Raw genomic sequence first — 21,242 nt, forward strand, 5'->3', positions numbered from 1 at the left:
AAAATAGCTACTTAAAACCGAGTATAGGTAGGAGCAAAACACCACGCTAAAAGCAAATGTTCGGCAAGAAGGAAGACGCGGGGCGGGGTGTTTTATTTTATCGCGTTTATCGCGGCATCGCCTTTTCTGTCATCCTGAGCGCAGCGAAGGACCTTATTGCGCCTGTGCCGTTTGGTATTACTACAAACTTTCGAGCTTGATAAGGTCCTTCGCTGCGCTCAGGATGACAGGTCCAGACTAAACGCTTTACGCTGGCTCCGATTCGATATAGCTGATGTTGGCATCGCCCCACAGCTCCTCGAGAGCGTAGAACTTGCGGCGGTCGCGCAGGAAAACGTGAACCACCACATCAACATAGTCGAGCAGCACCCACTCACGGTTGGTGCGGCCTTCGGTTTGCCAGGGGCTCTCGCCGGTAACTTTTTCGATTTCTTCTTCTACCGAGCGGGCCACGGCTTCGAGCTGCGTATCGGAGTTGGCCGAGCAGATGATGAAATAATCGGCAACGGCATTTTTTAATTCCTTCAAGTTCAGCACCACGATATCGGATGCCTTCTTGTCTTGCATGCCGCGAACGACCAAATCTGCCAATGTGTCTGAATCCTGACGGACCAACGTGCTTTTCATATTGTCTTGTTAGGTGTGAGCTTTACAGCCGAAAGTCTACGAAGTTAACGAAACGCGAAAGAAGGCCGTGGTTGTCACCCCAAAAACCTTGTTCACGGGCCAGCAATTGCTGTGGCTGCCGGCCTGCGCCTCGACCAATTCGGAGGCTCAAAGTTTGATTGTCCAAAACCGGGCCAGCGAGGGCTGCACCGTCATAACGGACTTTCAGACCGCCGGCCGGGGCCAGCGCGGCAACCAGTGGGTGGCCGCCCCCGCCGAAAACCTGATGCTTTCGGTGGTGTGGCAGCCCACGTTTCTAGCCGCCACCGAGCAGTTTCGCCTCAGCCAAGCCGTGGCGCTGGGCGTACACGACTGGGCCGCGGCCCTGCTCGGCCCCGACCCGAAGCTCAAAGTGAAATGGCCCAACGACTTGTATTACGGCAATCAAAAGCTGGGCGGCATATTGATTGAGAACAGCCTGAACGGCACAAAAATTCAATATAGCATCATTGGCATTGGCCTGAACATCAACCAACAAGCTTTTGAGTTGCCCACGGCCACGTCTTTTGCCCGGCTCACCGGCCGCGCCTACGACCGCGCCGCCCTGGCCGCCCGCCTGTTGGAATGCCTGGAGCGGCGCTACCTGCAGCTGCGGGCCGGGCAGGTGGGCGCCTTGCGGCGCGATTATTTGCAGGCCTTGTACCGCTACCAGGAAACTCACCCGTTCATTATCGACGGGCAGCCGGTGAGCGGCCAGATTGTCGGGGTGGAAGACGATGGCCGGCTGGCCGTGGCCATTGGCAATGAGCTGCGCCGCTTTGGCTTGCAGGAAATTCGCCACGGCTAGCAACCCTGACCTCCTATTTCGGCATCAGGCTGATGAGTTTTGGTGAGCCGTAAAAAAATAATTCTTTCAGGCAACTAATTCCCAGCTTGCGCCGAGTTGTCAGTAACGTTGGCTCCAAATGGTTACTTTTCTGCCGGTCCATCAAACCGAAATAATTTTCGGGGTGTTGATTTAATGGAAAATAAATTCGGCACAGTGCTTGTCAATGCCTTATCCGCAACTTTTCAATTTTCGCCTTCACTTTTTCTGCTTGAGCTATGAAACTCTCTACTCGCTGTGTGGTGCTACTGGCGGCGTTACTGCTGCCGCTGGCCTCGGCTTTTGCCACGACGGTAACGGTTACGATTGGCAGTAACTTCTACTCGCCGCTGACGGTCAATATTCAGACCGGTGACGTAGTACATTTTGTCTTGCAGAGCGGCCAGCACCCCACGGTGTCGGACGATGGAACGTCTATTCCGCTGTTCACCCTCAGTTCGGCCAGTCCCACCCGCGATATCACCTTCAATACGGTGGGGGCCATTCCCTACTACTGCCTGGCGCATGGTGCGCCCGGCCAGCCCATAGGCCAGACCATGAATGGCTTAATCAACGTGACGCAGCGTACCACCACTGCTACACTGGATGCCAAAGCGGCGGGTATCGACGTGAATGTGTACCCCAACCCCAGCCACGGCCAAGTGACGGTGCAGCTCAACCAGAAAATCGGTGCGGGCACTTACCAGTTGCGCCTGAGCAACATCATCGGCCAGGAAGTGCGCACGGTGGCCCTCAAGCCGGAGCTGACCACTGCCGGCCTGGCGCTCGACTTGAGCGACCTGCGCACCGGCGTATATTTCTACAGCTTGTTGGTGGATGGCAAGGTGGCCAGCACCAAACGCCTCGTGCTGCAGAACTGACCTGACATCTTCGCCGAACCGTTTGACCAAAAAGCAGCCCCGGGCTGCTTTTTGTGTTTCTAGCCCGAATTGGTTTCGCGCAAGCATCAGTGCAACGGTGCATTGCCTACTTTTGCCTTTTCACCGATTTGCTCGTTGCTTCTTCCGGCAGTGTGCGGCTTGCGCATCTGCCGGTGTCTTGTGTCCCATTCGTTTCTATGCGCTCTTTTAAAAGCTTGAACAACCTCGTCGGCTGGCTCGTGTTTGCCATTGCCGCCGTCACCTACCTGCTCACCCTGGAGCCTACCGCTTCGTTCTGGGACTGCGGCGAGTTTATTGCCTGCTCCTACAAGCTGCTGGTGCCGCACCCTCCCGGGGCGCCCACCTTCCTGCTGCTGGGCCGCCTGTTTTCGCTGTTCTCGTTTGGCGATGTGACCAAGGTGGCCGTGCTCATCAACGCCCTCTCGGGCCTGAGCAGCGCCTTCACCGTCCTGTTTCTGTTCTGGATTATCACCCGCATGGCCCGCAAGCTGGTGCTGCGCGAGGCCACGGGCAATAGCGGCTTAGCCGCCGAAGCCATCGAGCCCAGCGGCTACCAGTCGTTGCTCATTCTGAGCGCGGGCGTGGTGGGTGCGCTGGCCTTTGCCTTCTCCGATTCGTTCTGGTTTAACGCCGTGGAGGGCGAAGTATACGCCATGTCGGCCCTGTGCACGGCGGCCGTGGTCTGGATTATGCTGAAGTGGGAAGCCCATTCCAACGAAGCCGACTCGGATAAGTGGCTCATTCTGATTGCCTACGTCATCGGCCTCAGCATCGGGGTTCACTTGCTGAACCTGCTGACGCTGCCAGCCCTGGGCTTCATCTACTACTACCGCCGCACGGCCAATCCTTCGCTGAAAGGCGGCATCATCGTGATGGTGGTGAGCATGATTATCGTGGGCTCCATCCTGGTGGGCATCATCCCGGGCCTGCCCACGCTGGCCGGGGACTTCGAGGTGTTCTTCGTGAATACCGTGGGTCTGCCCTTCAACTCGGGCCTGTTCATCTTCCTGATTGTGTTTATCGGGCTGATTTGGTTTGGTTTCCGGATGTCGTTTCAGCGCCGCAGCCAACTACTGAACACGGCCATGCTGTGCTTCGTGTTCATCCTGATTGGCTACTCGTCTTACCTGATTGTGCCGATTCGGAGTTCTTTCCAGCCCACCATCAACGAGAATGACCCGGAGGATGTGCTGAGCTTCGTGAGCTACCTCAAGCGGGAGCAGTACGGCTCGCGCCCGCTACTCTACGGCCCGCAGTTCAACGCCCAGCCCGTGGACTACGCCGAGGGTGCCCCCCGCTACGCCCGCGACCTCAAAACCGGTACCTACAAAGAGATTCTGCCGCGCCAGCAGGAGCCCGTGTACCGCGACGAGGATAAGATGCTGCTGCCTCGCATCTACAGCTACGAGCCCGACCAGATTGCCAACTACAAGAAGTGGGTCGACATTCAGGACGGCGTGAAGCCGACGATGGGCCAGAACCTGGGCTTCCTGTTCCGCTACCAGATGGGCCACATGTTCTGGCGCTACTTCATGTGGAACTTTGTGGGCCGCGAGTCCGATATTCAGCAGGCGGGCGTGGTTACGCCGTTTAGCCCCAGCGCAAAGTCGCTGCCGCCCCGCGTTGGCGAGAGCCCGGCGCACAACAACTTCCTCGCCCTGCCGCTCATCCTCGGCCTCATCGGCCTGTGGTTCCAGAGCCGGCGCGACAGCAAGGACGCCTGGGTGACCGGCCTGCTGTTTTTGATGACCGGCCTGGCCATTGTGATTTACCTCAACCAGCCGCCGCGCGAGCCGCGTGAGCGCGACTACACCTTCACCGGGGCCACCTTCGCCTTTGCCATCTGGATAGGGCTGGGCGTGCTGGGGCTGGCCGAATTGTTCGGCAAAGTGGTGAAGGCCGACGGCTTGCGGGCCGGCCTGGCCCTGGCCGTCGGCCTGCTGATTCCGGGCATCATGGCGGCCCAGGGCTGGGACGACCACGACCGCAGCAACCGCTACAACTCGGTGGATTCGGCCAAGAACCTACTCAATAGCTGCGCCCCCAACGCCATCCTGTTCACCAACGGCGACAACGACACCTTCCCGCTCTGGTACGCCCAGGAAGTGGAGGGCTTCCGCACCGACGTGCGCGTGGCCGTGCTGAGCTACCTGAATACCGACTGGTACATCGCCCAGATGAAGCGCCGCTCCTACCTTTCGCAGCCCTTCCCCATCTCGATGCCCGCCGCGGCCTACGCCCAGGGCACCAACGACATGCTGCCCTTCGCCGCCAACCCGGCTGTGCCCAGCGTGAACCTCAAGGAATTCATTGAGCTGGTGAAGGGCAACAACCCGCTGCTGCAGGTGCAGTACCAGGAAAACGGCCCGAGCATGATGAGCTTCCCGACGCCCAACTTCTTCCTGCCCGTGGACACGCTGGCCGTGAAAAAGCTCGGCATCATCCCCAAAGACCGGGAAGGCCAGCTCGTGAGCAAGATGGAGTGGAGCATGGGCAAGCGCGCCATCGAGAAGAAAAACCTAGTGATTCTGGACATGATTGCCACCAACAACTGGCAGCGGCCCATCTACTTCAGCAGCACCGTGGCCCCGAGCGACTACATGAACCTGCAGCCCTACTTCCAGCTGGAGGGCATGGCCTACCGCCTGCTACCTCTGAAAGACCCGAACTACGACCCGCGTAGCGGTGACGAGGGCTTCGTGGAAAAAGACCTCACCTACCAGCGCCTGCTGAAGGATTTCAGCTACCGCGGCCTGCAAAACCCGAAGATTTTCTACGACGAGAACAACCTGCGCTTCCCGGCCAACTACCGCGACAAGTTCGCCCGCCTGGCTAATGCCTACCTGGCGTCTAACAACGTGGCCAAGGCCAAGGAAGTGGCCGACAAAGCCATGGAGCTGATGCCCGACAACACGATTCCCTACGACTATTACTCGCCCCAGCTGGTGCCCGCCCTGGTAGCGGGTGGCGAGAAAGCCAAAGCCAACCAGATTCTGGACACCATGACCCAGCGCTCGGAGCAGATGCTGGCCTACTACGCCAGCAAGCCCGACGGCAGCCTGTTTGAAGACGACCAGCGCGGCTACCTCCTGGGCCTGCAAAGCGTGTACCGCGCCGCCGAGCTGGCAGGCGACAAGCCCCGCAGCGAAAAGGCCCTGGGCCTGATGAACCAGTACTACCCGCGCTAAGGCAGCAGTAGCAGTTGAATAGAAAAGGCCGGTCCGCAATGTGCGGGCCGGCCTTTTTTGGGTTATCAACCCTGTTTAATTTTTCATTCGCCAAATTGCTTTAAGCACTTTCGTGGCAATAACCGAGTTTTATTTTCCCGCAGCGCCCGCTTTCGTCGCTTTGTTCGTTAGGAAAAAGGACTTTACAATTCTACATCCGTAGTGCCAGCTATGCCTTTCACCCCGCGCTCCTGGTTTCGCCTCAGTTGGCTGCTGCCGCTGCTGTGCGCCTTCGCGCCCTTGGCGCCGCGCCCCGACTACGCCGGCCTCTACCGCGACGCCCCGCACCTGGACGTGGACACCCGCCGCGAGAGCGACAGCCTGCGCCTCTACCTGCGCCTGCCCGCCCCCGCCCGCCTGGGGCCGGGCCACCCGCTGCGCCTCACCGCGTGGCCCAGCTACGAAGCCAAGCTGCCGCTGTGGCAAGACAGCATCGGGCGCCGCCGGCAGCACCCGCGCCCCGATGCCGACGGCAGCCAGCGCCTCAGCTTCTGCATCGCGGCCACTCGCGTACCCGTCGGGGCCGTATTACAAATCACCACCGCCCCCACCGATGCCAAAGACGACTACCAGGAGCCCAGCACCACCGCCTGGCTGCGCCTGACCGAAGCCGTGCTGGCGCGCCCCTTCGTGCTCACCGACTCGGTGGGGCTGCCCCTGCTGCGCCGCTACGTGCAAGCTGGCGAAACCTTCGGCGTGGACAGCTACGGCCTGATGCAGCCCGTGCGCTGGAAGCGCTACGCCGTGACGCCCACCCCCGCCCTGCCGCCCATGACCAGCCCCGCCGCCATGCCCGCCGGCCCGCGCCTGCTGCCCGTCCTCGATTCGGCCACGGCCACACCCGGCGAGCCGCTGCGCTTCCGCGAGCCCGGCCTGTATGCGCTGAAGGTGGGCGGCGCGGGCGGCCTGCCCACCCGCACGCTGGCCGTGCTGGTGGGGGCCAACCGCTACCCGGCGCTCACCACGGCTTCAGAGCTGATTGAGCCGCTGCGCTACCTCACCACCAGTCAGGAGCGTCAGCGCCTCGCCGACGCGCCCGACCCCAAGCGCGCGGTGGATAAATTCTGGCTCGATATCGCCAAAGGCAACCAGCGGCAGGGCAAGGAATTGATTCGGCAGTTCTACGGCCGCGTCACGGCGGCCAACCGCCTTTTTGCCGCCCACAAGGCCGGCTGGCTCACCGATAGGGGCTTGCTGTACGTGGTGCTGGGCCCGCCGCCAAGCGTGCGGCGGCTGTTCAACGGCGAGGAACGGTGGTTTTATCCCGAGGGCGGGTTGAGCAACGGGCCCATCACCTATACCTTCCGGCCCCGGCCGAGTACCTTTGCCCCTGATTACTACGAATTGGTGCGCCGGCCCGAGTACGAACTGCTCTGGTATGCCGCCGTTGAAAAATGGAGAACCCCACTGACCGCCCTGACCGGCCCGAACGTCCCCAGCGACCTGCCCGCCCGGTAGCCGGCCGCCGCTTTTACGATGGCGCCAACCGCCCCGTCACCCCGAAACAGTTCCGCCCCGACCGCGGCGGTTCTGAGTTCGACGAACGCCCCGCCCGCCCCCGTGGCCGCGGCGGCTCCGACAACCGCGACGACGCCTCTGGTGACCGCACCGGCCGTTCCGACCGGGGCGAGTCGCGCCCGCCCTATCGCGAGCGCGAAGGCGGCAACGACCGGCCCCGCTACGAAAACCGCTCCGCCCAAGCCTCCAGCATCGACATGCTGTTTGGCCTACGCCCCATTCAGGAAGCCCTGAACGCGGGCCGCACGCTGGAGAAGATTTTCCTGCTGCGAGGCACCAAAAACAGCCTCGTGACGGACATCTCGGCCGCTGCCCGCGCGGCGGGTATTCAGGTGCAGCTGGTGCCCGTGGAGAAGCTCGATAACCTGACCCGCAAAAACCACCAGGGCGCAGTGGCCTTCGTGTCGCCCATCGACTACGCGCCGCTGGACACCATCGTAACCGGCTTGTTTGAGGAAGGGAAAGTGCCCTTCCTACTGCTACTTGACCGCATTACCGATGTCCGCAACTTCGGCGCTATTGCCCGCACGGCTGAGTGTCTGGGCGTGCAGGCCATCGTGGTGCCCAGCCGGGGCGCGGCCCAAATCAACGGCGATGCGCTGAAAACCAGCGCCGGCGCGCTCAACCTCCTGCCCGTGTGCCGCGAAGTGAGCCTGCACGAAACCATCCGCTTCCTCCAGCAGTCCGGCATCACGGTGGTGGCCTGTACCGAGAAAGCGGAAGAAGCCGTAGGCACGGCCGATATCGACTTCACTGGCCCCGTGGCCGTCCTTATGGGCTCGGAAGAAGACGGCATCTCGCCCGACCTGCTGAACCTGGCCGATGTGAAGCTGAAAGTGCCCATGAGTGGCCAGATTCAGAGCTTGAATGTGGGCGTAGCCGCTGGCATCATGCTGTTTGAAGTGGCCCGCCAGCGGGTGAATGCATAACTGCAGAACGTATGGCGATGAAGACGCAGCCACAGGACTGGGCTTTTATCGCCGCTTGCTACCAAAGCCTTAATAAGCAAGGCTGGAGGCATGAAAGAATGCTGGAATTGGTTCAGCACATTATTTCATCAGGTGCAGCAAGTCGTCTTTTCGCTTACACTTCACTTGATACGCTCAACGTGAGTAACTACGAGCCACTTGAAGACTCAGAGATACTGCGCATCCACTTTGACCGCCAAAAGCAACTTTTCTGCTTTGAATACTTTGCTAGTGCAACTGGCAGCAAACTATATGACCAAGTGCAGCCCGAATTTCAAAGATGGTATTCATCTGAAATCGGTATAGAGAAATTTGACCAGTTCCTGCGTTGGATTCGTTGGTAAGTCGACAATAAAAAAGCCCGCTTTTAAGCGGGCTTTTTTTTATTGGTACGAGTCGTTATTAATTATACCCCCCGCCCTTCTTCGCCTTCACATCGGCCACGAAATCCTTCACGCGCTGCTCCTCGCTACGCTTGCAGATGAGCAGCACATTGTCGTACTCGGCCACGATGTAATCTTCTAAGCCTTGCACCACCACGAGGCGGTCGGCGGGGGTTTTGATGACGCAACCTGTCGTGTCGTAAAGCAGCACGTCGCCGCTCACCATGTTGTTGTTTTCGTCGTGGTGGCCGATGCGGTGCAGCGAATCCCAGGTGCCCACGTCGCTCCAGCCGAAATCGGCCGGCAAGACGTACACGTTGTCCGCCTTTTCCATCACACCGTAGTCGATGCTGATGTTGCGGCAGCGCGAATAGGCCCGACTGATGAACTCTTCTTCTTCAGAAGTACCTAGTTGGTCAGCGCCCTCATCGAACACTTCGGCAATGTCGCCTAGGTAGTGGTGGAAGGCATTGATGATGACCTCGGCGCGCCACACAAACAGGCCGGAGTTCCAGAGAAAGTCGCCGCTGTCCACGAACATGCGGGCCAGCTCGAGATTGGGCTTTTCGGTAAAGGTTTTCACCTTGTGCAGCTGGCCGCCGGGCAGGCTTTGGTCGTCCATGTACTGGATATAGCCGTAGCCAGTATCGGGCCGCGAGGGCTGAATGCCGAGGGTGATGAGTACATCGTTGGCCCGGGCGGCCGCCACGGCAATGCCGATGAGGCGACGAAATTCGTCTTCGCGCAGTACGGCGTGGTCGGCGGGCGTCACAATGATGGTGGCGTGCGGGTCGCGCTGCGCAATGCGGTAGCTGGCGTAGGCAATGCACGGCGCGGTATTGCGGCCAATGGGCTCGCCCAGAATCTGGTCGGCCGGTAGCTGGGGCAGGTGCTCCTGCACCAGGTCCACGTAGTCGCGGTTGGTCACCACAAACACGTTCTCGGGCGGGCAGATGCCTTTGAAACGGTCTACGGTAAGCTGGAGCATGGAGCGGCCCGTGCCCAGCACGTCGTGAAACTGCTTGGGGTGGTTGGTGCGACTAAACGGCCAGAACCGGCTGCCAATACCGCCAGCCATAACGACGATGTAAGTGGAATTCATGTGAGCAAATGTAAAGGAGAACGAAGTACGACCCGAAGGACTGCTATTTACTCCACAAATATTATATATTAAATAAATAATATAAATCAGACTAATCCTTCACGTAGTAAATCGTGCAAGTGAATGAAGCCGGCAAACCGGCCGTCTTCCGTCACCACCAGCTGCGTGATGTTGCGACTCTGCATCCGCGCCAGCGCTTCGGCGGCAAAGTCTTCCACATCAATTGTAGCGGGCCGGGGCGTGAGAATGTCGCGGGCCTTGAGCTTCTCCAGGTCCGAGAAGCTGCCCAGCATGCGGCGCAGGTCGCCGTCGGTGATGATGCCGGCGAGTTGGCCGGCGGCGTCGAGCACGGCGGTGGCCCCGAGGCGCTTGCCGGATATCTCAAGCAGTACGTCTTTTAGTGGGGCTTCTTCCTGCACCTGAGGTCGCTGGTTCTGGCGGCTGAGGTCGCCCACTTTCAGGTAGAGGCGCTTGCCGAGGGTGCCGCCGGGGTGCAGGCGTGCAAAGTCGGCAGCGGTAAACTGGCGGCTTTCGAGCAGGCAGACGGCCAGGGCGTCGCCCAGGGCCAGGGCCGCCGTGGTGCTGGTGGTAGGCGCGAGGTTGTTGGGGCAGGCCTCTTTGGTCACGGGGGCGTGCAGCACGTAGGTGGCCTGCTGGGCCAGGTAGGAGTCGGCGTTGCTCACCAGGGCGGCCAGCGGCACCCCCTTGCGGCGCAGCAGCGGCACCAGCACCTTAATCTCGGGCGTATCGCCGCTCTTGCTGATGGCAATGACGAAGTCTTCGGGCTGAATCATGCCCAGGTCGCCGTGGATGGCATCGGCGGCGTGCATGAACAGGGCCGGCGTGCCGGTGCTGTTGAGCGTGGCCACGATTTTGCCCGCGATGTGGGCACTTTTGCCAATGCCGGTCACCACCACGCGGCCTTTTAATTGCAGAATGGCCTGCACGCAGGCCCCGAAATCGGGCGTGGCGGCCAGCGCATCGGCCACGGCGCGCACGGCGTCGGCTTCCTCGTGCAGCACCTGCCGGGCAATGGTCAGCACGTCGGCGGAGGCCGGAATAGCGGCGGGCGGGGCATTCTCAGAATGAAGGGTCACAGGCATGGGCAAGGCACGAAATGTTATTGCAAAATTGGGGGAAAGAAGCTTAGCCCGCTTCCACCGACGCAAATCAACTCGCTCGGATTAATGGATAATTTAACCAATGCCAACAGCGCAATTGCATCAGGTTGGGCCGCTCGTCACTTTAGAAACAGCTTTTCTTATAGATGGACAGCCTTAGAAGCACAAGGTTTTCAAATAACTCATTCCCATTTCGGAGGAGGTGGCAATATGAATAAATTGTTTTCCACAATTCATGAAAAACACCATTTTTCATGCTGAAAACTGAGGCTATTGATTATCTTCGTTATGAACCGCGCGTCGGTACGCCTTTCACTAGTGCTATCATCCTATGTCATCAGTTGCCCTCCAAGAAGCCCCGGTCCTCGCGGCCAATTTGAAACATACACTTAAAGAAGTATTCGGCTACGGCCAGTTTCGGGGCACGCAAGAGGCTGTTATTCAAAACGTACTCGCCGGGCACAACACGTTTGTGATTATGCCCACCGGCGCGGGCAAAAGCCTGTGCTACCAGTTGCCGGCGCTGGTGGTGCCGGGCACGGCCATCGTTATTTCGCCCCTCATCGCCCTGATGAAAAACCAGGTCGACCAGCTCGGGGCCTTTGGTGTTAATGCTCAGGTGTACAATTCGACCCTGACCAAAACCGAAATGAAACGGGTGCAAAAAGACGTGATGAGCGGCGAGGTGCGCCTGCTCTACGTGGCCCCCGAAAGCCTGACCAAAGACGACACCATCGAGTTTCTGCTGAAATCCACCATCAGCTTCGTGGCCATCGACGAGGCCCACTGCATTTCGGAGTGGGGCCACGACTTTCGGCCCGAATACCGCAAGATTCGCGGCATTATTGACAACCTGGGCGGCAATGTGCCCATTATCGCCCTCACCGCCACGGCCACGCCCAAAGTGCAGCTGGACATCCAGAAGAACCTGCACATGGACGATGCCAGCGTCTTCAAAACCAGCTTCAACCGCACCAACCTCTACTACGAGGTGCGCGCCAAGCACAACACCAAAAAGCAGCTGATTCAGTACGTGAAGCAGCACAAGGGCAAGGCCGGCATTATTTATTGCCTGAGCCGCAAGAAGGTGGAGGAAATTGCCGAGCTGCTGCGCGTAAACGACGTGCGCGCCCGTCCCTACCACGCCGGCCTCGACCAGCAAACCCGCATCGACAACCAGGATGCTTTCCTGAACGAGGAATGCGATGTGATTGTGGCCACCATCGCCTTTGGCATGGGCATCGACAAGCCCGACGTGCGCTTTGTGGTGCACTACGACGCGCCCAAGTCCATCGAGGGTTACTACCAGGAAACCGGCCGCGGCGGTCGCGACGGCCTGGAAGGCAACTGCCTGATGTTCTACAGCTACGACGACATTCTCAAGCTGGAAAAGTTCAGCAAGGACAAGCCCGTGACGGAGCGCGACAACGCCCACCAGTTGCTGGCCGAAATGACGAACTACGCCGAGTCGTCGGTGTGCCGGCGGCGGCAGCTGCTGCACTACTTTGGCGAACAGCTGGACAAGGACTGCGGCTTTTGCGACAACTGCAAGCACCCGAAGGAGCGGTTCGAGGGCGAAGCGGCCGTGGGCCTGGCCCTGCGCGCCGTGGTGCAGACGGAAGCCCGGTTTAACCTCAACCATATCGGCCAGGTGTTGCTGGGCTTGAACAACCCACACATCGAAAGCTACGCCCACAATGCGCTGCCGGTGTACGGCCAGGGCAAGGAGTTGGGCGACGCGCAGTTCTGGCACTCGGTGCTGCGCCAGTGCCTGCTGAACGGCTTGCTGGAGAAGGACATTGACAGCCTGGGCCTGGTGCGCATTACGGACAAGGGCATGGATTTCATCGAGAATTCGTATTCCATCACGCTTACCCGCGACCATAACTTCGACGCCGAGCAGAAGGCCGACGAGGAAAAGGAAGAAGTGCAGCACGCCGCCGGCCACGACGAGGCGCTGTTCGCGCAGCTCAAGGAACTGCGCAAGCAGGTGGCCAAGCAGAAAAACCTGCCGCCCTACGTCCTGTTCCAAGACCCGAGCCTGAAAGAGATGGCCACCACCTACCCCACTTCGCTGCACGACCTCACGCACGTGTCGGGGGTGGGCCAGGGCAAGGCCCAGAAGTTTGGCGCGCCGTTCGTGGCCGCCATCAAGAAGTACGTGGAAGACAACGACATCGAAACCGCCGAGGACGTAGTGGTGAAGTCGGCCGTGAACCGCTCGAAAATCAAAATCTACGTCATTCAGCAAATCGACAAGAAGATGATGCTGGAGGACATCGCCTCGTCCAAGGGCATCACGATGGCCGAGCTGATGGAAGAAATCGAGCACATCTGCTACTCCGGCACCCGCCTCAACATCGACTATTACCTGGAAGAAATGGTGGAAGAGGAAGTGCGCGACGAGATTTACGACTACTTTATGACAGCCAGCACGGACAACATTGCCGTGGCAATGAAGGAGTTGGGCAATGATTTCACCGAGGAAGAGTTGCGCCTGGTGCGCGTGAAATTCCTGAGCGAAGTGGCCAACTAAAACCGACCAGCTTCAATAACAAGCCGAAAAAGCCGCTCTAAATTGGAGCGGCTTTTTTGTTTTCCGGCAGGCTTTCGGGCATCTGCAACATCAACTCTGCTTAGCTAGCCGCGTATGGGCAGAGGTGCTTGGCGCGCAGCTGGGCAAGTGCTTTTTGAGCCTTACTATGTGGATTGTCTTCGCGTTGCTGGCCGCTCTGGCTTCGGCCTCGGTGGTTACGCTGTCGAAAGCCGCGATTAAGGATGTGCCGCCCAGCCTGGTGTTTGCCATTGAGGCCGTGCTGATTTTATTGGTGGCCTGGGGCACGGTGCTGTTTCAGGGATTGTTGCCGGACATCGCCAGGATTGAGCGCAAAACCTGGCTGGTGCTGGTGGTGGCGGGCGTACTTACGGCTGCGTCGTCGCTGCTCGTATTTCGGGCGCTGTCCATTGGCGATGCTTCGCGGGTGTCGCCGCTCACCAACATCACCCTGGTGTTTTCGGTGACGCTGGCCGCCATTTTCCTCAAGGAAAAACTCACCTGGCAGGTGGTGCTGGGCGCGGCGCTCATGGCGGCCGGAGCCATTCTCATTGCCACCACCAAACCCGCCACGAAGAAGGACAGCGCCAAAAAAAATGGTCGCCCCGCAAGCGGAACGACCATTTACGAATCCAAGCCGGCAGCCTGAATTTCGCCTAGCAATACTCTTCGAACGCGCCTTGCAGGTTGTTCACGATGCGCATGGCGTCGGAGCCTTCGATGTGGTAGCGCTCAATCATGTGCACCAGCTCGCCGTCTTTGAACAGCGCGATGCAGGGGGACGAGGGAGGGTATGGGAGCAGATGCTCGCGCATTTTGGCCACGGCGTCGGTTTCCATGCCGGCGAAAACGGTCACGAGTTTGCCGGGCTTTTTGTCGGCGCTGGCGAGGGCCATTTTCAGGGCGGGGCGGGCTTTGGCGGCGGCGCAGCCGCACACCGAGTTCACGGCCACCAGCACGGTGCCTTCTTTATCGGCGAGGGCCGACTCTACTTCCTCGGGGGTCATGAGCTGCTCGAAACCAACTTCGGTGAGGTCCTGGCGGATGGGGGCCACCATGTATTCGGGATAAACTGCCATTGTCGTAGGTATTATTTAAAAAGCGGCGGGGCCGCGTGATGGTGCAAAAGTACGAAGGCCTAAAGCATTAAGGTGGCCAGAAGGTTTCCGGCGGTGGCTACCGGCGGCCGTAGCGTTGGCCAAAAAAGTCGCCCTTGTTCCAGGTGGGCCGGGCGGGGTCCTGCGCCACCTGGTAGCCGATGAGGAAGCAGAGCTGCACGTACTTGCGGCCGGCCTCAAAATCGAAGCGGCCGTTGATGTCGTCCTGCGGCTTATGGTAGGTCACGGCGCGCCATTTCTGCACTTCCTCGCTGAGGTTGTTGCGGCCGTCGGCGGTTTTGTTGCCGTATTTGATGTGCAGGGCTGGGATGCCGGCCGTCACGAAGCTGTACTGGTCGCTGCGGATGAAGCGGTTTTGCTCCGGCTCGGGGTCCTGCTCCAGGTCGATGGCCATGTAGGCGCAGGCTTTTTTCACAGGCTCGATGAGGGTGGAATGCGGGGCACCCAGCGCCACCACGCTCAGCAGCGGGGCAATGAGGGTGGGCATGTCCATGTTGATATCGGCCACGATTTTGGCCTTGGGCACGGTGGGGTTGGCCGCGAAAGCCGACGAGCCCAGCAGGCCCAGCTCCTCACCGGTCATGAAGGCGAAGAGCATGGTGCGCTTCGGCTTGTCCTTGAGTTTGGAGTAGATTCTGGCGATTTCGAGCACGCAGGCCACGCCCGAAGCGTTGTCGTGCGCGCCGTTGTTGATGGAGTCGCCCTTCACCGGCGCGGTTACGCCCAGATGGTCGAGGTGGGCCGAATGCACCACGTACTCATCGCGCAGCTTGGCATCGGAGCCAACAAATTTGCCCACCACATTATAGCTCTCGATGTCCTGGTACGAGGACTGCGCGCTGGCGCTAATCGTGGTTTTCAGCCCCGCCGAGGCCGGTTTGCCGCTCCGAATGGCCGCGAAAGCCTGCGTGGTATCGAGCCCCGAAGTTTGCAGCAGGCGCTGGAGCGTGGCCGCGTTCACGGCCCCGTAGAGCTGCTGCCGGCTGCCGGCCGCAAAGGTGCGCGACACGGCCACCTTGCCATCGGCGCCGAGCACGCTGTAGGTGCCGGCTTTGAGGTCAGGCAGCGCACCGGCGTGGGTCGAGGCCAGTATCAGCCCCACCGCGCCGTGGCCGATGGCCGCCTTCAGCAGCCCGGCCAAATCCTGGCTGGCCGAGGCCACCGTGGAGGCAAAGGTGCGGGGTGCGCCGCGCACAATCATCACTACTTTGCCCTTCACGTCGAGGCCGGCGTAGTCGTCATAGCCCAGCTCGGGCGCGCTGATGCCGAAGCCGGCGAAGGCCAGCGGCGCATTCTGCACGCTGGTGGCGGGCAGCTCGGGGCTGGGGTACACGATGTAGTCCTGACCAGCGATGAGGGGCAGCGTGGCGCCCTGCGCATCGCGGGCCGCGAAGGTGGCCCCCGGCTTAAGGAAGGCGCGGCGCAGGCGCACTTTCTGGATGAAGGTGCCGCCCTCGCCGGCGGGCTGCACGCCCAGCGTTTTCAGCTGCTGCGTCACGTAGTCGACGGCCATTTGGTAGCCGGGGGTGCCGGCTTTGCGGCCCAGCAGGCGGTCATCGGCCAGGTAGGCGATGTGGGCTTTGATGTCGGTCGGCTTTACCTGCTCCAAGGCGGCGGCCACGGGCTTGGGCACGGTGAGGGGCGCTTGGCTAGCGCCGACCTGCGGCTGCGCATAGGCCGCGCCGCTTAGCAGCAGCGCGGCGGAGAGGGACGAAAGGGAGATTCTCATGCCGTAAAGAAACGCAGAGGGCGAGCATTCAGGTAAAAAACATAACCTGCGCGTAACAACAAAACACCGGCGATACCGGAGGCAAAACCGGGCGTTCCACAATCGTTTTTGCCGGGCCCATTCCACTAAAAAGGACCATGGCCGCGCCAGCCGGATGGGCCAGCGCATTGAAATAATCACGACGAACTATACTGCAAGGCTTCGCGTTAATAGCCCTTGTCCCTGTTTTATTAACTATCTTGAGATATAAGCCCGGCATTACCCGGGTGAGCCCCGGCCGCGTGGCCATGCCTTTGCCGGCCCGCCACGCCCGCCCGGTTGGCCAGTTGGCCGGCTCCTTTGCTAAATAATTATCGCCATGACTACTTCCCTGCCTACGTATTCCGACGCCATTGCTCCCCAGTTTCAAATCACGGACCCCACGCATCGGCAAACCCACGACCTCAAGACCTGGCCCGAGTGCTTCGCGGCCGTAAAAGCCGGCAACAAGCCTTTCGATGTGCGCCGCAACGAAGAGAATTTTCAGGTCGGCGACTTGCTGATGCTGCGAGAATTTGACCCCGATACCGAGCAGTACACCGGGCGCACCATTACGCGCTGGGTGAGCTACGTGCTGCAGGGCGGCCTGTTTGGCGTGCAGCCCGACTGGTGCGTGCTGGGCTTTAGCGAGCTGGCCCCCATCCCGACGGGCATGACCGATATCCGGCTCTGGTAACAGTGCGGAGCGTTTTGAGTTAAGAGTTAGCGCCTGCCGCTTTCAACCCTTAACTCTGCACTCCCAACTCTTAACTCCCTTCTAATGCCTGTTATCCGCGCCGCTGGCTTGCGCAAGTCGTTTGGCGCGCATACCGTGGTCAATGATGTGTCGTTTGAGGTGGCGGCCGGCGAGACGCTGGTGCTGCTGGGCCCCAGCGGCTGCGGCAAAACTACGCTTCTCAAGCTGCTCAACCGCCTCATTGAGCCGGACGGCGGCACCGTGGAAATCAACGGCGAAAACGTGCTGGCTCAGCGCCCCGAGGTGCTGCGGCGCGGCATGGGCTACGTCATTCAGCAGGTGGGGCTGCTGCCGCACTACACGGTGGCCGAGAACATTGCGGTGGTGCCGCGCCTGCTGGGCCACGCGCCGGCGGCCATTGCGGCGCGCACCGAGGCGCTGCTTACGCGGCTGCATTTGCCGCCCGGGCGCTACGCCGGACAGCTGCCGCAGCAGCTCTCGGGCGGGCAGCAGCAGCGGGTGGGATTGGCCCGCGCCCTGGCCGCCGACCCGCCCATTATCTTGCTCGATGAGCCCTTCGGGGCCCTTGACCCGGTGACGCGGGCCGGCATCCGGCGCGAGTTTCGGGAATTGGAGGAACTGAAAAGCAAAACGGTGGTGCTCGTGACGCACGACGTGACGGAAGCCTTCGAGCTGGCCGACCGGATTATGCTGCTCGATGCCGGGCAGATTCAGCAACTGGGCACGCCGCGGGAGCTGCTGTTTCGGCCGGCCAACGCCTTTGTGCGGGGCTTTTTCGCGGCCGAACGGCTGGCTTTGCAGCTGCGCACGCTCACGCTGGGCGACGTATGGCCGGATGTGCAGACTCTTCCTGCCCTAATTGACCATCAAAGGCTCGATTTCGAGCCAAAAAGGGCCGAAATCGAGGGTCTGACCTCGGAAATCGAGCTAAAAAGGGTCGGTATCGAGCCAACGAAGGTCGATTTCGGCCCTTCGACCCGCGCAATCGAGCCAAAAAGGGTCGATATCGAAGGTCCGACCCTCGATATCGAGCCAAAAAGGGGCGTAATCGGGGGTCGGACCCTCGATTTAACCCCGGCCACCACCGTGCACGATGCTTTGGAGACGCTGACCACTGCCACGGCAGCGGCCGCGCCCTTCACAATAGCCCAATTAATGGCCGCCTTCGGCGAAGCCTTGCAACGAGAGGAGGACGCATGGAAACGCTAACGGCTCTCTTCACTTTCTGGCGTGAGCAGGCCGGCAAACTCGGCGAGCAGACGGTGCAGCACATTGGCCTCACGGCGGGCTCGCTGCTGCTGGGGGTGCTGCTGGGCGTGCCGCTGGGGCTGTTTTTGTCGCGCCGGCCGCGCTGGGCACCGGCAGTGCTGGGCCTGGCCGGCGTGCTCCAGACGGTGCCGAGCATTGCCCTGCTGGGCTTCCTGATTCCGCTGCTGGGCATCGGGCCGAAGCCGGCCATTTTCGCGCTTTTTCTGTATTCGCTGCTGCCCATTATCCGCAACACGTTTGAGGGTATTCGGGGCGTGCCGCCGGCCGTGGTGGAGGCCGCCCGGGGCCTGGGCCTGACCGATGGGCAGGTGCTGCGGAAGGTAGAATTGCCGTTGGCGCTGCCGGTGCTCATGGCCGGCATTCGCACGGCCACGGTGATAAATGTGGGCGTGGCCACGCTGGCGGCCTACGTGGCGGCCGGCGGGCTGGGCGAGTTCATTTTCGGCGGCATCGCTCTCAACAATCCGGTGATGATACTGGCCGGGGCGCTGCCCGCCGCCGGGCTGGCGCTGGCGTTTGATGCGCTGCTGGGCGGCGTGCAAAAGCTGAGCACGAAGCGCCTGGGCCGGGTGGGCGCGGCGTTGCTGGTGGCGCTGCCGCTGCTGAGCGGGCTGTATCTGCTGCCCCAGGCCACAGGCCGGCTGCGGGCCGGGTTCAGCCCCGAGTTCGTGGGCCGGGCCGATGGCCTGCCGGGTCTCACCGCCGCCTACGGCCTCACGCACCTGCCCAGCGTGGTGCTGGCCCCCGCCCTCGTCTACGAAGCCGCCCGCCACGCCGACGTGGACGTCATCGACGGCTACAGTACCGATGGCCGCATCCGGGCCTACGGCCTGCGCGTGCTGCGCGACGACCGTCGGGTGTTTCCGCCCTACTACGCCGTGCCCGTGGTGCGGCCGGAGCTGCTGCGCCAGCACCCGGAGCTGGGGCCGGTTTTGGCGAAGCTGAATGGGCAAATTTCCGACTCGGTGATGACCGATTTGAACTACCGCGCCGACTACCTGCACCAGCACCCCAAGGCCATTGCTGAAGCCTTCCTGCGGCAACGCGGGCTATGGCGGGCGGCGCGGGCGGCCGTGGCGGGCGCACCGGTGGTGCGGCTGGGCTCGAAGATTTTTGCCGAACAATACATTCTGGCCGAGCTGTACGCGGCCCTCATCCGGGGCAATACCGACCTGGCCGTGGAAACCAAAACCGGCCTGGGTGGCACCACCATCTGCTTCGAGGCTTTGAAAAGTGGAGCCATTGACATGTACCCCGAGTACACTGGCACGGGGCTGCTGGTGCTGCTGCAACCCCGCCCGGCGGTGGTCGATTCGCTGGGCGGCCGCCCGGCGGCGGTGCTGGACTACGTGCGGGCCGAGTTTCGGCGGCGCTTCGGGCTGGAGTGGCTGGCCCCGCTGGGCTTCAACAACACGTATGCGCTGCTGATGCGCGGGCAGCAGGCCCGGAAATTAGGCATTGTGAGCGTGTCGGATTTGGGCGGGTATTTGCGGGAGTAATGCAATAATTTGAACGGCATGCTGAGCACAGCCGAAGCATGAGGTGTTCTGCTTTTACTTTCGCCCCATGATTCTCGCCACCGCCACGCCCGCCGATGCGCCCCGCCTCACCCAATTCGTAAATGCCGCCTACCGGGGTGACACCGCCCGCCAAGGTTGGACCACCGAAGCCGACTTGCTCGACGGTCAGCGCATCGACGAAGAGGGCATGCGGGAGATGCTGGCCCGGCCCGGCGCGGCCATCCTGCTCTGCCAGAACGAGGCCGGCGAACTGCTAGGCAGCTTCCATGCGCAGGCCAAAGGCGAGCTGCTCTATCTATCCATGCTGGCCGTGAACCCTACCGGCCAGGCCCAGGGCGTGGGCAAATTTCTGTTGACCGCGGCTGAGAACTACGGCCGGGAGCACGGCTGCACGACCAGCCACATGACGGTTATTTCCGTGCGTACCGAGCTGATTGCCTACTACGAGCGGCGCGGCTATCGCCTCACCGGGGCTGCCGAGCCCTTCCCGACGGACCCACGCTTCGGCATTCCGAAGCAGCCCCTGGTGCTGCTGGTGCTGGAAAAGCCGCTATAGCCGGTACTCATCCCGTTTTCTGGTCGAAATCCAGCTGCACGTCGCCGCCCACGGGGTAGCCCGTGCAGGTGAGCACCAGGCCGCGGGCCAGTTCGCGGTCGGTCAGCACCTCGTTGGCGCTCATCCAGACGCGGCCCTGGGTGCAGCGTACGGCGCAATTGCCGCACTGGCCCACCTCGCAGCTGTAGGGCAGACGCAGGCCCTGCCGCTTGGCCGCTTGTAGAATGGTGACGGGAAACTGCACCCACAGCCGGTGCTGCTGGCCGCGTACTTGCAGCGCTACCTCGTGCGACGCCGTATCGGGCGGCACGGCGGGGGCCGGCGCTACGGCGCTGGTAAAGAACAGCTCGCGCCGCATGAGGCCGAGGGGCAGGCCCGCTTCGTGCAGGCCGTAGGTGGCCATTCGCATGAAATTGATGGGGCCGCAGAGGTAGGCCAGCGTGCGTGCCGGAAAGCCCGGCACGAGTTGCGTCACGAGGGCTTGCAGCAGCTCCTTGTGCAGGTGGGCGCGGTAGAGAATGGGGTCGTTGCTGAAAAACAACTCCAGCTGCAACCGCACCGGGAATGCCAGCGCCAGCGCCCGCAGGTCTTCCAGAAACAGCGCATCGGCCGCCGTGCGGTTGCTGTAGAGCAGCAGCACGGCCAAGTGGGGCTGCTGCATCAGCACCGTTTTCAGCAGCGAAAACAGCGGCGTGATGCCGCTGCCAGCGGCCACGAACACGAGCTGCTGATAGGCGCTTACATCGGGCGGAAGCGTGAAAAACCCGCCCACGCCGCTGGTGCGCAGCACATCGCCCACCCGCACCTGGTCGACCAGCCAGCGCGAAAACAGGCCGTTATCGACGCGCCGGATGGTGATGGCGGGCAGTTCATCCAGCGCCGGGGCCGAGCTGAACGAGTACGAGCGCCGCACTTCGGCCCCGTACACCTCGCGCACCAGCGTCAGGTATTGGCCGGGCTGATACGCAAGGGTTTCGCCGGGCCGTGGCCGCAACACCAGCGTGCGGGCCGAGGGGCCGTGCTGCCGGATTTCGACAATCGTGAGCTGCTGATAGGCGTTCGACATGG

At 61.4% G+C, this 21,242-nt stretch carries 19 protein-coding genes; 13 read left to right on the forward strand and 6 right to left on the reverse strand.

What is annotated here, in order from left to right; genetic code table 11:
- Positions 1–246: 246 nt before the first annotated feature.
- On the reverse strand, positions 247–627 hold the full coding sequence (rsfS, locus tag ACYU7Q_RS17840) for a ribosome silencing factor (RefSeq protein ID WP_342300707.1): 381 nt from the start codon (positions 625–627) through the stop codon (positions 247–249).
- A 67-nt stretch (positions 628–694) separates the two neighbouring features.
- Between rsfS and ACYU7Q_RS17845 the strand changes: the two genes are divergently transcribed.
- The 6 genes from ACYU7Q_RS17845 to ACYU7Q_RS17870 all read left to right on the forward strand — a co-directional run bounded on the left by ACYU7Q_RS17845 (position 695) and on the right by ACYU7Q_RS17870 (position 8,430).
- The gene (locus ACYU7Q_RS17845) at positions 695–1,453 is read left to right on the forward strand and encodes a biotin--[acetyl-CoA-carboxylase] ligase (RefSeq protein ID WP_460610779.1); all 759 of its coding nucleotides are present in this window, start codon (positions 695–697) and stop codon (positions 1,451–1,453) included.
- 257 nt (positions 1,454–1,710) lie between these two features.
- On the forward strand, positions 1,711–2,352 hold the full coding sequence (locus tag ACYU7Q_RS17850) for a T9SS type A sorting domain-containing protein (protein WP_460610780.1): 642 nt from the start codon (positions 1,711–1,713) through the stop codon (positions 2,350–2,352).
- A 197-nt stretch (positions 2,353–2,549) separates the two neighbouring features.
- A complete protein-coding gene (locus ACYU7Q_RS17855; RefSeq protein ID WP_460610781.1) occupies positions 2,550–5,561 on the forward strand; it encodes a protein O-mannosyl-transferase family in 3,012 nt (1,003 codons plus the stop codon).
- A 210-nt stretch (positions 5,562–5,771) separates the two neighbouring features.
- Positions 5,772–7,058 (forward strand): GWxTD domain-containing protein, encoded by a 1,287-nt coding sequence (locus tag ACYU7Q_RS17860; protein WP_460610782.1) that lies wholly within the window; start codon positions 5,772–5,774, stop codon positions 7,056–7,058.
- Positions 6,995–8,047 carry a TrmH family RNA methyltransferase gene (gene rlmB / locus ACYU7Q_RS17865; protein WP_460610783.1) on the forward strand — a complete coding sequence of 351 codons (1,053 nt, stop codon included), beginning with the start codon at positions 6,995–6,997 and terminating at the stop codon, positions 8,045–8,047. The genes ACYU7Q_RS17860 and rlmB overlap by 64 nt, the downstream gene beginning before the upstream one ends.
- 11 nt (positions 8,048–8,058) lie before the next feature.
- Entirely contained in the window at positions 8,059–8,430 is a 372-nt protein-coding gene (locus ACYU7Q_RS17870) for a hypothetical protein (protein WP_460610784.1), read from the forward strand.
- 58 nt (positions 8,431–8,488) lie between these two features.
- Here the strand turns inward: ACYU7Q_RS17870 and ACYU7Q_RS17875 are convergent, their stop codons facing one another.
- The gene (locus tag ACYU7Q_RS17875; protein ID WP_460610785.1) at positions 8,489–9,571 is read right to left on the reverse strand and encodes a mannose-1-phosphate guanylyltransferase; all 1,083 of its coding nucleotides are present in this window, start codon (positions 9,569–9,571) and stop codon (positions 8,489–8,491) included.
- An 86-nt stretch (positions 9,572–9,657) separates the two neighbouring features.
- The gene (locus tag ACYU7Q_RS17880; RefSeq protein WP_460610786.1) at positions 9,658–10,674 is read right to left on the reverse strand and encodes a KpsF/GutQ family sugar-phosphate isomerase; all 1,017 of its coding nucleotides are present in this window, start codon (positions 10,672–10,674) and stop codon (positions 9,658–9,660) included.
- Between the two features lie 84 nt (positions 10,675–10,758).
- Here ACYU7Q_RS17880 and ACYU7Q_RS17885 point away from each other — a divergent pair, with 84 nt between their 5' ends.
- From ACYU7Q_RS17885 to ACYU7Q_RS17895, 3 genes are all read left to right on the forward strand, one after another.
- Complete coding sequence (locus ACYU7Q_RS17885; protein WP_460610787.1) at positions 10,759–10,953, forward strand: hypothetical protein; 195 nt, start codon at positions 10,759–10,761, stop codon at positions 10,951–10,953.
- A 70-nt stretch (positions 10,954–11,023) separates the two neighbouring features.
- Positions 11,024–13,228: a RecQ family ATP-dependent DNA helicase gene (recQ, locus tag ACYU7Q_RS17890; RefSeq protein WP_460610789.1), complete on the forward strand. Its 2,205-nt coding sequence runs from the start codon at positions 11,024–11,026 to the stop codon at positions 13,226–13,228.
- Between the two features lie 166 nt (positions 13,229–13,394).
- Entirely contained in the window at positions 13,395–13,895 is a 501-nt protein-coding gene (locus ACYU7Q_RS17895) for an EamA family transporter (RefSeq protein ID WP_460610790.1), read from the forward strand.
- A 7-nt stretch (positions 13,896–13,902) separates the two neighbouring features.
- On the opposite strand, the gene ACYU7Q_RS17900 is transcribed toward ACYU7Q_RS17895, so the two are convergent.
- A complete protein-coding gene (locus ACYU7Q_RS17900) occupies positions 13,903–14,325 on the reverse strand; it encodes a BrxA/BrxB family bacilliredoxin (RefSeq protein WP_196286972.1) in 423 nt (140 codons plus the stop codon).
- 97 nt (positions 14,326–14,422) lie between these two features.
- On the reverse strand, positions 14,423–16,093 hold the full coding sequence (locus ACYU7Q_RS17905; protein ID WP_460610791.1) for a M28 family peptidase: 1,671 nt from the start codon (positions 16,091–16,093) through the stop codon (positions 14,423–14,425).
- 358 nt (positions 16,094–16,451) lie between these two features.
- Here ACYU7Q_RS17905 and ACYU7Q_RS17910 point away from each other — a divergent pair, with 358 nt between their 5' ends.
- The 4 genes from ACYU7Q_RS17910 (at position 16,452) to ACYU7Q_RS17925 (ending at position 20,174) form a co-directional block, all read left to right on the forward strand.
- The gene (locus ACYU7Q_RS17910; protein WP_460610793.1) at positions 16,452–16,808 is read left to right on the forward strand and encodes an ASCH/PUA domain-containing protein; all 357 of its coding nucleotides are present in this window, start codon (positions 16,452–16,454) and stop codon (positions 16,806–16,808) included.
- A gap of 84 nt (positions 16,809–16,892) precedes the next feature.
- Positions 16,893–18,038 carry an ABC transporter ATP-binding protein gene (locus ACYU7Q_RS17915; protein ID WP_460610794.1) on the forward strand — a complete coding sequence of 382 codons (1,146 nt, stop codon included), beginning with the start codon at positions 16,893–16,895 and terminating at the stop codon, positions 18,036–18,038.
- Positions 18,026–19,597 (forward strand): ABC transporter permease/substrate-binding protein, encoded by a 1,572-nt coding sequence (locus ACYU7Q_RS17920; RefSeq protein WP_460610795.1) that lies wholly within the window; start codon positions 18,026–18,028, stop codon positions 19,595–19,597. Before ACYU7Q_RS17915 ends, ACYU7Q_RS17920 begins: the two co-directional genes overlap by 13 nt.
- A 67-nt stretch (positions 19,598–19,664) precedes the next feature.
- Positions 19,665–20,174, forward strand: a complete 510-nt coding sequence (locus tag ACYU7Q_RS17925) for a GNAT family N-acetyltransferase (RefSeq protein WP_460610796.1) — start codon at positions 19,665–19,667, stop codon at positions 20,172–20,174.
- Between the two features lie 7 nt (positions 20,175–20,181).
- Here ACYU7Q_RS17925 and ACYU7Q_RS17930 read toward each other — a convergent pair whose 3' ends face one another.
- Positions 20,182–21,240 (reverse strand): 2Fe-2S iron-sulfur cluster-binding protein, encoded by a 1,059-nt coding sequence (locus tag ACYU7Q_RS17930; RefSeq protein WP_460610797.1) that lies wholly within the window; start codon positions 21,238–21,240, stop codon positions 20,182–20,184.
- Positions 21,241–21,242: the final 2 nt, after the last annotated feature.

It is taken from the genome of Hymenobacter terrigena (assembly GCF_054776515.1).

What these genes read in the sequence shown, in the direction of transcription:
- ACYU7Q_RS17850 (WP_460610780.1), top strand. Translation starts at nt 1,711, where the DNA reads ATGAAACTCTCTACTCGCTGTGTGGTGCTACTGGCGGCGTTACTGCTG.
- ACYU7Q_RS17915 (WP_460610794.1), top strand. Translation starts at nt 16,893, where the DNA reads ATGCCTGTTATCCGCGCCGCTGGCTTGCGCAAGTCGTTTGGCGCGCAT.
- ACYU7Q_RS17870 (WP_460610784.1), top strand. Translation starts at nt 8,059, where the DNA reads ATGGCGATGAAGACGCAGCCACAGGACTGGGCTTTTATCGCCGCTTGC.
- ACYU7Q_RS17860 (WP_460610782.1), top strand. Translation starts at nt 5,772, where the DNA reads ATGCCTTTCACCCCGCGCTCCTGGTTTCGCCTCAGTTGGCTGCTGCCG.
- ACYU7Q_RS17855 (WP_460610781.1), top strand. Translation starts at nt 2,550, where the DNA reads ATGCGCTCTTTTAAAAGCTTGAACAACCTCGTCGGCTGGCTCGTGTTT.
- ACYU7Q_RS17925 (WP_460610796.1), top strand. Translation starts at nt 19,665, where the DNA reads ATGATTCTCGCCACCGCCACGCCCGCCGATGCGCCCCGCCTCACCCAA.
- ACYU7Q_RS17910 (WP_460610793.1), top strand. Translation starts at nt 16,452, where the DNA reads ATGACTACTTCCCTGCCTACGTATTCCGACGCCATTGCTCCCCAGTTT.
- rlmB (WP_460610783.1), top strand. Translation starts at nt 6,995, where the DNA reads ATGGAGAACCCCACTGACCGCCCTGACCGGCCCGAACGTCCCCAGCGA.
- ACYU7Q_RS17905 (WP_460610791.1), bottom strand. Translation starts at nt 16,093, where the DNA reads ATGAGAATCTCCCTTTCGTCCCTCTCCGCCGCGCTGCTGCTAAGCGGC.
- ACYU7Q_RS17900 (WP_196286972.1), bottom strand. Translation starts at nt 14,325, where the DNA reads ATGGCAGTTTATCCCGAATACATGGTGGCCCCCATCCGCCAGGACCTC.
- ACYU7Q_RS17880 (WP_460610786.1), bottom strand. Translation starts at nt 10,674, where the DNA reads ATGCCTGTGACCCTTCATTCTGAGAATGCCCCGCCCGCCGCTATTCCG.
- ACYU7Q_RS17895 (WP_460610790.1), top strand. Translation starts at nt 13,395, where the DNA reads ATGTGGATTGTCTTCGCGTTGCTGGCCGCTCTGGCTTCGGCCTCGGTG.
- ACYU7Q_RS17885 (WP_460610787.1), top strand. Translation starts at nt 10,759, where the DNA reads ATGGATAATTTAACCAATGCCAACAGCGCAATTGCATCAGGTTGGGCC.
- recQ (WP_460610789.1), top strand. Translation starts at nt 11,024, where the DNA reads ATGTCATCAGTTGCCCTCCAAGAAGCCCCGGTCCTCGCGGCCAATTTG.
- ACYU7Q_RS17875 (WP_460610785.1), bottom strand. Translation starts at nt 9,571, where the DNA reads ATGAATTCCACTTACATCGTCGTTATGGCTGGCGGTATTGGCAGCCGG.
- ACYU7Q_RS17920 (WP_460610795.1), top strand. Translation starts at nt 18,026, where the DNA reads ATGGAAACGCTAACGGCTCTCTTCACTTTCTGGCGTGAGCAGGCCGGC.
- ACYU7Q_RS17930 (WP_460610797.1), bottom strand. Translation starts at nt 21,240, where the DNA reads ATGTCGAACGCCTATCAGCAGCTCACGATTGTCGAAATCCGGCAGCAC.
- rsfS (WP_342300707.1), bottom strand. Translation starts at nt 627, where the DNA reads ATGAAAAGCACGTTGGTCCGTCAGGATTCAGACACATTGGCAGATTTG.